Below are 14506 nucleotides of genomic sequence, written 5' to 3'. Positions count from 1 at the left end.
GAGAAGGCTCATATGTGTTATATATTCAATATCTCAATCACTGGCGGATTATCACTAACTACATTCATACAACCATTTGAAGTAGCAATGAAATATTCTTTATTTTTACACGCGTCGGTAAAAACCATAACACCTTTATGTCGAGGCTCGCCATTCGACCAGCCACCATTAAATATTTGATAAACATGGTAGCGTGAAGAAAATAATCCTGTTTTCCAATAATATGAAAGATCAGCTTCATCAAGATATCTATAAGCCATAGACAACTCAAAGCTAAGCTTAAGCCTCATATCCTTGCCTAATTCATTTTTTGATTCAATGATTATAAAAAGTCCATTAGCCGAATCATTTATTGATTCGATATCACTTTCAAATCTCTCATCAAAATATAGAGGACCTAACTCTTCGACTACCACAAAACTTTCCTGAATATATAACAACTTAATATCGACCCAAAGGGTCGTATTTCTACCGCACATAGCGGTCATTTTAATCTTACCCACACTAATAACAAATATCTATTTATTTACCTAGATCATGTACATACAAAATTTAAGATTAACTCGTAACTAGCTTTTTGTACCTTTGTTTTTTCTTCCCGCTAGTGGCGAAGCCATTCTTACAGCTTACAGCTGCTTTGGGGGCATACTCAAGCTAACAAAAAAACTCTGCCTTTTGAACTTAACCAATGGTTAGTCTTGGTTAAGTTCTGGCAAAAAGTGTTAAATGTGATTTGGGCTTATCGCGTTTATGATGTGGATATTACTGGCAAAACGAATCTGAGTATTTAACTTCTATCGTTATGGTTTGTGCTTGGTTTTTGTCTATTAATATACTTTTTTCACCGCTATAGACTTCTGCGCAGTATGGGTCATTGTCAAACGGTACCGCATTTTCAGCAAACACTGCTATATTCCCTTCAATTTCAACAGGTAAGTACCAGCTGTCACATAACTCAGTTTTACATTCTAATTCATGTAATACGTTTGGCTCAGAATCGTAAACCCAATAGACTCGGTTTATTGGCAAGCGCTTTCCTGCGATATCGGTCGTTAAGATAGTTAGATTACTTCCGTCTCCAGAGCTACTAAGCCTATCGTCACAGCCTGTTAGAATTAGGGTGAACAATGTAATACAAAGTGATTTCATAATGAATCTCTGTCATTCCATTTAATATTATGACTTTATCAAAATTGATTTGATCAAACTGTAACCTTTTGTAATCGACAAGACTTTAAGCTTTGGTTAATTAAAATAGTTAATAAAGGTTTGTCACAAAGTTTACGTTTATTCAAATGGCAAAATTATCAGCACACATAATCCGCCTTGTTCACGGTTATTAAATAATAACTTTCCATTATGGGCTTCAATGATCTCGCGACATAACGCCAAACCAAGTCCGGTGCCAGAATGTTTTGTAGAATAAAATGGTAACAAGGCGTTTTGTAAAACTTCCGCAGACATGCCGTTGCCGTTGTCGTTTACGGTCATTTCTATGGTGTTGCTGGTGGTAGAAAATCCAAGTGTAATCTTGCCGGTATTGTCGGCTTCATGGGCATTTTTAAGCACATTAATAAATACTTGCTCTAGTTGTGCAATGTCTGCTTCTAGCTTTACTGTGGGTAACTCAGTAGTAAGTTCAAAGGCATACAAAACTTGTAGTTGTTCTATTAATGCCGGCCAGTTGACCGGTGCTTTGTTTGGCATTTTTACTTTGGTCAATGTGGCGTAACCTTTAATGAAATCGTTTAGATGGTTAACTCGGCCACTTATCGTATTAAAAACGCGGTTTAACCGAGGTTCATCTAAATTCTTAGCTAGTAATTCCCCACTGTGACACATAGAGCTTATAGGCGCTATGGAGTTGTTAAGTTCGTGGCTGATAACACTTATTACTTTTTTCCAAGTCGCCACTTCTTGTTTGGATAACTCTTGAGTGATACTTTTTAGTAAAAATAACTGATGACGAGCCTGATGAATCGTGACTTGAGAACTGGTTACATGCCAAGCTTGTTGCGCGCCTTGATTGTCCGTTAATGTGAATATGGACTCACCTTGATGGTTTAGGGCATGTTGGAACTCAGGTGCTAAAGAATTAACTAATTGAGTCCAGTTACGTCCTACAATCGAACCATTTAATTCAAACGCCTGTTGGGCACTGTTATTGGTAAATACAATAGTATCCCGATGATCCACTAATATGGTTACCATGGGGGAGGCGTTTAATACCTTGTCTAACATCATTTCACGTTGATACAACCGTTGCCGCTCGTGCCGTAAATTGGCACTGGTTTGATTAAAGGCGTTAATGAGTGGATTGTAACTGGTTTCTTTTTGCTGACTTAAACTGATGGAAAAGTCATTATCACGCAAACTTTGTAAGCCATGATCGAGACTTTGTAAAATGGTCTGGTGTCGTTGATATTGTCTTTTTAATAATAAATATGTGGTGATCAATGATGTTATTAATAAGGCCAAAATTGAAATAGGATATTGATTTATAAAGTAATAAGTTGCCGTCATTAATGTTAAATGCAACAAACCTAAAAATAGAATGAGGCGCATATTATTACTCTTGTGTTAGGTTATGTTTTTCAATACGACGGTACAAGGCTTGGCGACTTAATCCAAGTTCATTTGCAGCTCTTGCAATGACCCATTGGTGTTTGTCTAAGACGGATTTTACCTGCATCTTGTCATCATCAATGTGAGCAGAACTGGCTATCCTTGGGGCTTTAGCATCAAGCATAAAGTGTTCGGGCAACAATGTATCCCCATTACAAAGTACCATGGCGCGTTGGCATTGATTTTCTAATTCTCTAACATTGCCTAACCAAGGTTGTTGGCTTAACAGCTGCTCAGTTTCATCTGCTAATATGTGACTACCTGATACAAAGTGACGAGCTAGAGGAATAATGTCATCTTTTCTTTCTCGTAGTGGTGGTAAATTTAATTCAACAACGTTAAGGCGGTAGTATAAATCCTCACGGAATGAACCGTCTGCGATGGCTTGGAGTAAGTTGCTGTTAGTTGCACTAATAACACGAACATCTACACTAATAGTCTCGCTAGAACCAACACGTTCAAACTGGCCCGTTTGTAATACGCGCAGTAATTTCATTTGGCCTGCAAGAGATAAGTTACCAATTTCATCTAAAAATAATGTACCGCCATCTGCGGCTTCAAATCGGCCTACACGTGTGGTGGTTGCGCCGGTATAAGCTCCTTTTTCTGCACCAAACAACTCAGCTTCCATCAATTCACTGGCTAACGCGCCCATATTAACCTTGATAAAAGGATAGTTTTGACGTGGGGAGTGTTGATGAATGTAATCAGCAATGCGTTCTTTGCCACTGCCGTTAGCCCCCGTGATTAAAACACTAATGTCACTGACTGCAACTTTGTTTGCCATTGCAATCAGTTGCTTCATTGGTTGGCTTTCCACAATAAATTTTGGCGTATTAGTGGACCTGTTGGTTGTGCCCTGATTTTGTTTATGGCTCGATGATTTGAGATTAATATTGGCCGCAATTACTTCCAGTAATTTTTCGTCATTCCAAGGTTTCGGTAAGTAGTCGGTGGCACCTGATTTAACCAATTCAATTGCCATTTCTAACTGACTCCATGCGGTTATCAGGATAATTGGTGTTGTAGGTAATAATTCTCTTAATTGATAAAACAGTGATTTACCTTCAGCACCAGAGGTGGTCCCTTGGCTAAAATTCATATCCTGAATAATTAAATCTATCGACTGGTTATTAGCGGCGATGACGGCGTCTTTCACTGTGCTTGCTGTTGTGACTTGGTAGTCATGCAAACTCAGTAATAAATCCAGCGCATCTAATATATCTGGATTATCATCAACCACTAAAACCCGCTTCATTATTATTTATCCCTTACTTAATCGTTAGTCATTTTCTATGTATGCATAGCCGTTAAGTCAATAACGGCTATTGATCCGTATTACCAATGGATATTACAGTGTTTTTGTGGCTATTACTGGTGATATTTTAGTGGTTTTATAAGCCGGTAACCAAGTCGCTAACGACCCAGCTGCAAATACAACAAATACCGCCAGAGCATATAATAATACGCTTGGTTTATCGATAGTAATGACTTGTGACAATGCAATGTTTAATCCAATCATAGTGGCAACGCCAATGATACTTGCCCCTAAGTTGAGTAACCAGTTTTCACTAAATACATATAACATAATGTCTTTTTTACGTGCACCAAGGGCACGGCGAATACCAATAAACTTTCGTTGCTGAGTAACATGAAAATGCGCATGGGCAAAACTACTAACCACAGTTACTAGAATCATTAATAACGATAACATGGCGAATAAACTCGCTAAACCTGAGTCTTGGCTGTAATAATTTTTTAGACGTTCCGTCATGCTTTGCACTTGAATAATGTCACGTTCTGCTTGAACTGATAAAATAGTGTCACTTAATTTTGCTTGTACTTGTTCAACTTTTCCTGGCTCAACTCGCACCACGTAATGTTGTTCAAAATCTGATTGTGAAAAGAGGAAATTACCAAATAATCCGTAATATTTTGCCTTGCCTTTATGTGAAGGACTGATCACAAAATCTTTAGCAATTCCAACAACTCGGCCATTGTTGGTTAACTCACCTATAGCCACTCTGTCTGGAAATACCGCTTTGGCAAGTGACTCAGTTAAGATGATATTTTGCTCTATGTCATCCTTATTCTTAGCGGGATTATAAAAGTCGCTGGTAATATCGTCAGAGGCATTTAACGCACGACCTTCAATAATTTCGACTCCTAAATTAGCTAAGCCAATTTCACTGGTATAAAATTGTGGAATGTTTCTCAACTCCCTCGCTAATACGGCATCGTCAGGAAAGTCAGCGGCTTGAACATTACCATTCCAACCGCCATTTTGGATTGGCAGTTGGTTGTAATATGCGGCACTGATCACGCCGTCCATCGCGGTTATCTTAGCTATGTCTTGTTTGGTTATCGACTGATAATAATTCGTGTCTCTATAAGCACCTGATGTTGGTAACAAATCAACTGAAATAAGTTGCTCTACATCAAAACCTAATGGCTTGTTTAACTTTTCAATGGCTGAGTTAGTTAAAATGACCGTATTAACCATTAGACCTATAGTTAGACTCAATTGTAGTAATAATAATCCTGTTGCAAACTTGCGCAGGCGTAATGCTTTTAATAATGCTTTGATATTCATATTAATTCCTATTTCAACGTCGTTGATAATGGCGTTCTACAAGAACGAATCAATGGATACAACATACTTATGAAAGAGGTCACTAACGCCACGAAAATCCCAATGGCAATAAGTGAGAAGTCGATATCACTGGTTCGTTCTAGTGCAGGGAATAACCTTGTGGATATTTGTAAAAATAACCAACCAAAAAATAGGGAAAACACAGCGCAGACACAACCAATTAATATGCTTTCTACCAACCCTTGATAAAATACATCTTTCATTCTGGCGCCCACCGCACGTCTTAAACCCGTTTCAAAACGCGCACTGTGATAGCGGGCTAATAACAAGCTGCTAGCGTTAAATATACAAACCGCTAAAAATAGTGATGTTGCTAACGCAAAGGCTATCATGCGTTCGTCAACGACTTCTTTATGATCCAACCATTGATTTACATCTAATAAACGGTTCTCATTCGCTCTTAATACCTCGCCTTGCTCTTGTCTATGTTGCGAGTAATTATCGATATACGCTTGCATCGCATTTTTTTGTTGTGGATTTTCAAGTTGTACAAACGCTTGAATAAAGTATCCATTTTTACCACGATTATCGGACACTGAGTTAATACGGTCGGTAGAGGTGCTTCTTACATTGATTGCCCATTCATTATCTAGCGCCGTTTCAATCGGTGCGTAAATATCATCCGTGGTTTTAAACTTTTGTCCATAAGCGGCATGATAATAAAGAGGTTTTAGTTCCCAGGGTTTTAATATCCCAACTACTTCAAACGCTTTACCGTCTATTTCTAAGGCTTTACCAACGTTATTTCCACCGCCAAATACTTGTTGGTTGAGTGTGTCACCTATAACGATTTGTTTAGCGTGGTCTTGTTGCCAAACGCCACCATAGGCAAAAGGAGCTTCTGTTAATGGGAAAAAGCCGGGTGTAGTGGCACGTACAACTGCTTGATGTCGCGTAAGGCTTTTTGAATTAATATCTCTGGCATAAACCTGCGATTGGTAATGCACCATAGTGTGGGTTGCGATGTCATTTTTTAAGATATGCATGGCGTCGTCGTAACGCATAACTTCAATTAACTTTGCATCTGGATTGTCTCCGGTCCAAACATTAAGTGAGACATTAAAGATACGGTCACTTTTATGCGGGATTGGGTCTGACGACATGGTTTTAATGATGGCGATATTAGCCAAAAATACGCCCACACCAATCGCTAAGGTTGAGATCATTAAAATAAAAAACAATCTGTTACGGATTAAATTGCGCACGCTTAATTTAAGATAATAGTTAAACATTTCCATGATTAGTCCTTAATATTTAACCCTTAAACGTTTACCGGAATAGTGGCATTGTCGTGAGTTGGGGCGTACACGCTGTGATCCGTAATTTGACCATCAATAACTTGGACGTTTCGACCAACAGAACGAGCCTGATCTGGGTCATGCGTTACCATGATAATCGTACTACCAGTGTCGTTTAAGGTATGTAGTAATTCCATCACTTGGCGAGCCATTAATGAATCTAGATTTCCCGTCGGCTCATCGGCTAATAATATTTTAGGTTCACCAGCTAACGCTCTGGCAATCGCCACACGTTGTTGTTGCCCACCAGATAATTGACTTGGTAGGTATTTGGCTCGGCTGGCTAACCCGACTTGTTCTAAAGCATTAACAATGCGACGTTTTCTTTCCCCAGCAGTAAAACCACGATAGCGTAATGGCATATCAATATTATCAAACAAGTTAAAGTCGGGAATGAGATTATAGTTTTGAAAAATGAAACCAATTTTTTCGTTACGTAAACGCGATAATTCGTCATCGTTAAGTCCTTGTATGTTTACCCCGTCTAGTTCGTAAGAACCTTCGTCGAAGCTATCTAATAACCCTGCAACATTTAAAAATGTTGATTTACCTGATCCAGACGGTCCTGTTACCGCAACAAATTCACCTTCTTTTACATCTAAATTGAAGTCACGTAATGCGTGAGTTTGAATCGTGTCGCTGCGATAAATACGGCTGATGTTTTTCATGTTAAGCATAATTTTTTTCCTAATAACTCTTTAAATTCGGTTAATTAAAATATTGGTGTTTTTCAATTTAGTAAGACACTTTGATGAGCATCAAAGGTTTCAGTGGATGAAATAATGATTTCATCACCCGCATTTAAACCAGAAGTGATTTCAATGAATTCAACACTCTGTGCGCCTACTGAAATTGGCTTTCTGTTTGCTGTATTGTCAGTGATTAAATACGCCGCTTTACCTGCGTGACTGGCTAAAAAACTACCTCGTTTGACCATTAATACATTGTCTTTTTTCTCAAATTCAATGCGTGCATTTAAGCGTTGATTTTGACGTAGTTGGATATCGTTGATATCAGCGATGGACACTCTAACGGCCACTTGGCTATTGTTTACTTCAGGCGATATTGAAATAACCTTACCTAGGAGTGTTTTGCCAGAAATAGTGATCTGTACATCCAGTCCTAAACCTAAATCGTCGGCATAAAATTCAGGGACATTTAGCTCAGCCTCATATTGGCTCAAATCAACAATAGTCATAATGGCTTGTGCATCAGTTACTCGCTCTTTCTTTTGCACCAACCAGTTACCAACCACGCCAGTAACTGGCGCTCTAACATTAAGTAATTCAACACGACGTTGTAATTCATCAACTACTAGTTGTTGGCTTTTTACAAAAAATGTACGGGTTTGCCTTTCAAAATCTAAGCGTTTTTTAGATAACTCAACACGCTTATGGGCGTGTTTTAACAACAACTCACTTTCAGTTTTTGAGTCTTGTTTGGTGACTAACTCTAATTCACTGATCACTTTTTTCTCAAACGATAACTCTGCACGAGTAAGCTCTCTAACACTGGCATTATAATAAATTTGCGCTGAGTCGAGGCTGCGCTCCAAATCTAGTAGGGCCTCGTTATCGCTTAATTCCCCACGACTGGCTTCTATTCTTAGACGTTCTAATGTTGCGGTGGCTTGTTTAATCGTGGATTGTAATTCTGGGCTAGCAATAGTGGCGACTATGGTACCTTTTTCCACTATATCACCGGGTTTTGCAATTAACGTTACTTGACCCGCTTCCGAGCTGTACAAGGTTGGTGCATTAGCGGCGACCAGTTTACCGTTTACTGCAACGTCTCTGATTAACGTCCCTTTAAACACTTTGGCTCTATTAATTATGTTTGAATCAATATTAGGTATGCCACCCATCCATTGATTTAACGTTGGCAAACTAACCCATGTAACGGCAACCATGATGGATAAAATAACCATCACCTTTTTCCAAGGCTTAGGGTTAATCGTTTTATTAATTACTTCGTCTTGTCCGCTGGTATTGTTGATCATGTTTTTTCACTGCTGTTGAACAATATAAGGAGTATATTGCGAGTCATGTGCCAAAAGGTTAAGTTACTGTTTATATTGGTTTAATTGTATTTTTAACTTTGTGACAGTGTCCGTTCGGACAGTTAAAAGTGTCCGCTAGTGTCCGTTTATACATAATGGACACTTGTTGATATTGGCTGAGGTTTATTAATTGAACTTCATTCAAATCAAACGTTTATGTTGAGATAAAAGCAGAGCAAAAATTAAAGCTTAAGAAAACCAAGTGCAGTGGGTAAACTTGGTATAACATGTTGTTTTACCTTAGGAGTTTTTATGAAGATCTTTTTATTAGCAAGTTCGTTTTTGAGTTTAATTTCTAGCTTAGGCGTTGCTGCTCAAACGAGCATGACCGCTACAGTGACAGCGTCTACTGACTTTGTGATCACTTCTAAACAAATTTCCACAGGCAATCGTTTTCAAGCTATCTCTATTGATGAGAAAGGCGGCTTGTGGGTAAGTGGTACTAATTCTTCGGTTTATCATTCAGCGGATCTTGGCCAATCATGGAGCGCCGTTAAAACACCGGATACAGGTAAAGATTTACAGTTCAGAGACATTCAAGTTGTGGACAATAAAATCATCTTAATGAGTGCGGGTGAGGGAGCTGATTCACGTTTGTATATGTCTGATGATAAAGGTGAGTCTTGGTCATTAACCAATCAAGGGCAAACTCCTGAAACCTTTTATGACTGTTTTAGTATGTTAAACAGTACAACAGGATGGCTTTATGGAGACTCCGCTGACAAGCAGTTTTCAATATTAAAAACCACTGACGGTGCGAAAACTTGGCAGCCGATAACTATGCCATTTAAAGCTCAAGCCGACGAAGGTGGGTTTGCATCAAGTGGTACTTGTTTGAATCACAATAAACAAGGTGATATTGCAATTGGAACAGGCAATGCTGAAAACCCAAGACTGTTAATTAAAAAGAAAGATCAAGCATGGCAGTCAATAACTTCTCCTTACAAAGGTGGGGAAGCGGCAGGTATTTTTTCAGTGCAATTTGATAAAGATAATTTGTATACCTTTGGTGGCAGCTTAAAAACTAAAGGTGTTGCTACCCCGGTTTATAAATATTCTTTGAGTACCTCTAGTTGGCATTCATTGTTAGGTGCTCCATTAACTGGGGCGGTTTATGGTTCGGCGATTACCAAAGAACATGTATTCATCACTAACCCTGAAGGGATTGCCGTTCTAAACAAAAACAAAACTGCATGGCGTAAACTATCTGACCTAGACATTTGGGCCATGGCTTGTAAAGACAATAACTGTTGGGGAGTTGGAGCCAACGGAACCGTAGTTACAATAGCTTGGTAAGGCGTCACCAACTTTATGTTTACACTGATAAATTCAGTTTAGTAACGAAAGTGACGTGTGGAATAAATAACGATTTAAATACATATAATAAGGAATATTTTAATGACAAAAGTGAACATCCCGTTTAAAAAAATTGCACTAGGTGCCGCTATCGTAATATCACTACTGGGATCAGTTTATACAGTTAATGAAGGTCATATTGGTATAGTTAAGCGCTTTAGTGAAGCTAAAACCCAAGTGAATCCGGGTTTACACTTTAAAATCCCTTTCATAGATAGTGTTGAAGAGATTGAAGTAAGAACACGTAAAAATGAAGAAAAAATGGCATCAAGCACCAAAGAGCAAATGCCAGTTACAATAAGCGTGTCGGTAAACTGGACGGTTGATAAAGCGGCCGCGTTAGACTTATTCAGACAATATGGCGGTCTATCTCAGTTTGAAAATAGAATACTAGATCCAAGGTTTAGATCTGCGACTAAAGACGTGATCCCTCAATTTGATGCGGAAAAACTAATTCAAGATAGAGCAAGCGCGATTCAAGCCATTGAAGCTAATTTAATTGAAGAAATGAAAAACTTCCCTGTAACGGTAGACAATATTCAAATTGAAGACATTAAACTCCCCGCTAAATACTTAACGTCGATTGAAACTAAACAAACAGAAAAAAATCTTGCTGATGCTGAAAAACATAAACTTGCGAGACAAAACTTAGAAGCGCAGCGTGACGTAAATACAGCAAAAGCCAAAGCAGACGGTATTCGTTTGATTGCTATTGCTGAAGCTGAATCTATCAGAATTAAAGGCTTGGCAGAAGCAGAGTCAATTACGGCTAAAGCAAAAGCACTTGTAAATAACCCTTTAATTGTTAAGTTAACTGAAGCCCAAAACTGGGATGGCAAATTACCTGCAACCATATTAGGCAGCAGCAATATGCCAATTTTAGATATGAGAGAGAAATCTAAAAATTAAGTTAAAAAATATAGTTATAAAAAAACGCCCTAATTTCATAATTAGGGCGTTTTTATTTGTGTTTATTAAAGCTTCAATTCTTATAAGTTTTTGTCAAAATAGCGAACAATCGTTTTGGCTAAATGTAAGCCTGTCTTTTTGCCACGAATACTATGTTTGCTACCCGGATAGGTCATCACGTCAAAGGTTTTGCCTAAGTCTTGTAAGTGTTTGAATAACTTAGTTGAGTTGGTAAACAATACATTGTCGTCTGCCATACCATGATAAATCAATAAGTCACCAGAAAGGCCGTCGGCGTATTGGAATACATTGCTGATGTCGTAATCTTCATTGTTATTACCTGGATGTCCAGCAAAACGTTCTGTGTAGTGAGTATCATATAAACCCCAATCTGTAACTGGTGAGCCTGATACGCCAACTTTATAAACGTCTGGCGCCTTAAACATACCCATAATAGTCATGTAACCACCGTAACTATGGCCATAAATACCAATACGATCAGGGTCTACAAAGTCTAAGGTTTTAACGTACTCAATGCCGGTTAATTGATCTTTAAGTTCTACATCACCTAAATGTTTGTAGATAGGGTCTTCAAACTTTTTACCACGATTAGCCGAACCACGATTATCTAAGGTAAATACCACATAACCTTTTTGGGTTAAGTGTTGGAATAAAGCGTTACGGCCACTCCAACTATTGGTGATCTGTTGTGAACCTGGGCCACCGTAAACAAAGTTAATCACCGGACGTTTCCCTTCAAACCCAACCGGTTCAAAAATACGGTAATACAAAGTTTGTCCGTCTTCTGCTTTTAACGTACCAAATCTAGGTTTAATAAAGTCAGACTTGTATGAATAAAACGGGTGATCTTTATCAACTTTATTTTCTTCCATCCAAGTGATGTGCTGCCCATTGGCTTTATGTAAGCTCACTTGAGTTGGCTGCATAATGTTGGAGTACGAATCTAGGTAGATGCTGGCATCTTTAGAAAAGCTAACTCGGTGATAGCCGTCACGTTTTGAAACACGAGTGATCTTGTTAGGTTTGTTCAGGTTTACTTTATATACATGGCTTTCAAGTGGCGTGTCTTTGCGGCCAGTAAAAAAGATATCCCCTGTCTTTTTATTAACGGCTTTTAATGCATCAACAACCCAATCGCCTTTAGTCAGTTGTGCGATTAATTTACCTTTGTAATCAAATTGGTAAAGGTGGTGGAAGCCGTCACGTTCAGAGCCCCAAATAAAGCTATCATCTAGATATTTAAGTGAATCATGGATGTTCACCCAAGTATCCGATTTCTCTTGAATAACCACTTGTTGTTCTAATGTTTTAGCGTTTACAAAACGTAATTCAAGCAATTGTTGAGTACGGTTTTGCCACTGATAACTAAAGGTTTTATTATTTGGTAACCAATGACCACGCGCTAGATAAATGTCTTTATCTGCTCCCATATCGATCCAGCGAATATCATCTGCTTTACCATTAACATCCATAATTCCTAATTCAATATTAACATTAGGTGTTCCGGCAAATGGGTAACGTTGATCAACAAGCTTAATGCTATCAGCGTATATTTCGTTTCGAGTGACCACTTCTACCGGAGACATATCTACTTTGGTTAATGCAATTTTAGATTCATCGCCAGACCACCAATAACCAGTCATTCGGTCAATTTCTTCTTGGGCAACAAATTCTGCCATCGCAAATTTGATATTACCGCCACCAAGTGTGGTTAAGGCTTTCGTTTTGCCGGATTTTATATCAATAATATATAGATTTTGATCTAACACATAAGAGATGTAATTGCCTTTTGGCGAGAACTTAACGTCAGTGGCAAAACCTTCTGAGTTAGTTAACTTAACGGCTTTTTTGGTAGAGAGTTGGTAATAATATACGTCCCCCGCTAAAGGGAACATTAAGGCTTTACCGTCAGCAGACCATGTATATTGAAGAATACCTTTACCATAAATACGTAAACGTTCGCGACGTGCCTTTTCTTCATCCGATAAGTTTTCTTCACCAGACATTAATGCGGCTGAGTCAACCAACATAGAACGTTTACCTGATTGAACATTATATTCCCATAAATCGTAACGGTTATAGTCATCGGCACGAGATTGTATGTATGTTGCGCGTTGTCCATCTGGAGAAACGGTGAGGTTTCTAGGTGTTTTTCCCGACAATGAAGGATCAGAGTAGATGCGCTCTAAACTTATTTTTTCGGCTTGTACAACGGATGACAATGCCATCAATGCAACAAGTAATATGTTTATAAATTGTTTCATAGTTCATTCTTATATTTGTTGATGTTTGGGTAATTCATACTTATCAGAACGCGTCGTTCTCATATTGAACTGGATGATGCCAGAGTATGTTGATGGATGAAATTACCAATATACAGATTTGAGATAATCAACACTATTTATCAGAGGAATATTAAAATTGAACAAAAGCTTATTCTGTATCAAGGTATTTACTGGACAAATGGCAGCAAGAAATTTATGTTTAGCGAATACTTAGTCGTTAAGTATCGTCGTTAATAGGAACAAGATGTTTAAGTCCTTAATTCAGGCTGTATTTCCATCCTTTGTGGATCAAGATTTTATCCCCGATTATGTGTCATTTGAACGTGGAAGACGTTTAAGCAAGGCCGAACAAGATATTGCTGAAAAACTAGCCTCAGCGGGAGATGTTCAAGCCGATAAAAGGGTGAATACCAACCCATTTTATGACTATCTATTTGGTGATTCTAAAAAAGCGAACTCTCAAGATCAGTTGAGTTTATATGTTGCTTCTAAATTAGCTGAAGTTTTATATGATCCTACGGATGTATTAAATGCATTGCCAATTAAACCTAATTCACTGGTAAAAGTGATGTCGCTAATTGGTTCTGCTGAATTTGATTTGAGTGAATTATTAACCGTCATAGAGCAAGAACCGAGTATGGCGGCAGAGATCATTAAATTAGCTAATTCAACTCGTTATAAACGTGGTTCAAAAGAAGTGACCGACTTACATAAAGCTTTTATGTATATGGGAGCGGAAGGGCTGAAAGCCGGTGTTATTGAAGTTCATTTAAAACGTTTTGCTTCCAGTTCAAATTTATACTTTAAATTGTTTGGCGAGAAGATTTGGGCGCATAGCTTAAACTCAGCAACCTATGCACAACAATTAGCATTAAAAAGTTTACCAAAAGAACAAGCGCCAAGCATGTACTTGGTTGGGTTATTAAAAAACTTAGGGGATATGGTGATCTTTCAGTTAATGATAGATGCATTTAAATATGTTGACCCAGATGCAAAACCTGACAGTGAACATTTTAAAATTTTAATGGCCGAAAACTCACATAAACTGACGGTGTTAATTGCTAAACATTGGCAGTTGCCTCAGCACTTAATTGAAGTATTAATTGAGTTGGGCAAAGATGAATCGCAATTTAGTGATGAAGCTAAATGCATTTATGATGCAAGTAACATTAGTGAATACTGCTTGATGTTAAAAGCCAAAAGAATCACTGAAGCTAAGTTGTTAGATCTTCAACATAAAACCAAAGCCTCGGTTCAGGCTATTGAATTAGCAAAAGAAATATTAGACGAAGCCGCTTGA

Annotated in this window: 12 protein-coding genes; 3 read left to right on the top strand and 9 right to left on the bottom strand. The window is 38.2% G+C overall.

Going from position 1 to position 14506, the window contains the following annotated elements:
* Positions 1 to 17: 17 nt before the first annotated feature.
* The 8 genes from KO505_RS17290 to KO505_RS17255 all read right to left on the bottom strand — a co-directional run bounded on the left by KO505_RS17290 (position 18) and on the right by KO505_RS17255 (position 8575).
* Positions 18 to 488, bottom strand: a complete 471-nt coding sequence (locus KO505_RS17290) for a hypothetical protein (protein ID WP_216056721.1) — start codon at positions 486 to 488, stop codon at positions 18 to 20.
* Positions 489 to 762: 274 nt separating this feature from the next.
* Positions 763 to 1149 carry a hypothetical protein gene (locus KO505_RS17285; RefSeq protein ID WP_216056720.1) on the bottom strand — a complete coding sequence of 129 codons (387 nt, stop codon included), beginning with the start codon at positions 1147 to 1149 and terminating at the stop codon, positions 763 to 765.
* Between the two features lie 138 nt (positions 1150 to 1287).
* The gene (locus tag KO505_RS17280) at positions 1288 to 2565 is read right to left on the bottom strand and encodes a PAS domain-containing sensor histidine kinase (RefSeq protein WP_216056719.1); all 1278 of its coding nucleotides are present in this window, start codon (positions 2563 to 2565) and stop codon (positions 1288 to 1290) included.
* Positions 2566 to 2569: 4 nt separating this feature from the next.
* Complete coding sequence (locus tag KO505_RS17275; protein WP_216056718.1) at positions 2570 to 3883, bottom strand: sigma-54 dependent transcriptional regulator; 1314 nt, start codon at positions 3881 to 3883, stop codon at positions 2570 to 2572.
* A gap of 93 nt (positions 3884 to 3976) precedes the next feature.
* Positions 3977 to 5218, bottom strand: coding sequence for an FtsX-like permease family protein (locus KO505_RS17270; protein ID WP_216056717.1), 1242 nt, complete (start codon positions 5216 to 5218; stop codon positions 3977 to 3979).
* An 8-nt stretch (positions 5219 to 5226) separates the two neighbouring features.
* Complete coding sequence (locus KO505_RS17265) at positions 5227 to 6516, bottom strand: ABC transporter permease (RefSeq protein WP_216056716.1); 1290 nt, start codon at positions 6514 to 6516, stop codon at positions 5227 to 5229.
* A 23-nt stretch (positions 6517 to 6539) separates the two neighbouring features.
* Positions 6540 to 7253: an ABC transporter ATP-binding protein gene (locus KO505_RS17260; protein ID WP_216056715.1), complete on the bottom strand. Its 714-nt coding sequence runs from the start codon at positions 7251 to 7253 to the stop codon at positions 6540 to 6542.
* 53 nt (positions 7254 to 7306) lie between these two features.
* A complete protein-coding gene (locus tag KO505_RS17255) occupies positions 7307 to 8575 on the bottom strand; it encodes an efflux RND transporter periplasmic adaptor subunit (protein ID WP_216056714.1) in 1269 nt (422 codons plus the stop codon).
* A gap of 312 nt (positions 8576 to 8887) precedes the next feature.
* Between KO505_RS17255 and KO505_RS17250 the strand changes: the two genes are divergently transcribed.
* Positions 8888 to 9931: a YCF48-related protein gene (locus tag KO505_RS17250; RefSeq protein ID WP_216056713.1), complete on the top strand. Its 1044-nt coding sequence runs from the start codon at positions 8888 to 8890 to the stop codon at positions 9929 to 9931.
* Between the two features lie 102 nt (positions 9932 to 10033).
* Positions 10034 to 10900 (top strand): prohibitin family protein, encoded by an 867-nt coding sequence (locus KO505_RS17245; protein WP_216056712.1) that lies wholly within the window; start codon positions 10034 to 10036, stop codon positions 10898 to 10900.
* A gap of 80 nt (positions 10901 to 10980) precedes the next feature.
* On the opposite strand, the gene KO505_RS17240 is transcribed toward KO505_RS17245, so the two are convergent.
* Positions 10981 to 13185 carry a S9 family peptidase gene (locus KO505_RS17240; protein ID WP_216056711.1) on the bottom strand — a complete coding sequence of 735 codons (2205 nt, stop codon included), beginning with the start codon at positions 13183 to 13185 and terminating at the stop codon, positions 10981 to 10983.
* 265 nt (positions 13186 to 13450) lie between these two features.
* Between KO505_RS17240 and KO505_RS17235 the strand changes: the two genes are divergently transcribed.
* Entirely contained in the window at positions 13451 to 14506 is a 1056-nt protein-coding gene (locus KO505_RS17235; protein WP_216056710.1) for an HDOD domain-containing protein, read from the top strand.

It is taken from the genome of Psychrosphaera sp. F3M07, from assembly GCF_018860345.1.
Lineage (GTDB): Bacteria > Pseudomonadota > Gammaproteobacteria > Enterobacterales > Alteromonadaceae > Psychrosphaera > Psychrosphaera aquimarina.
The sequence above is the reverse complement of the archived record's forward strand: the minus strand, read 5'-3'. Positions and strand labels throughout refer to the sequence as shown.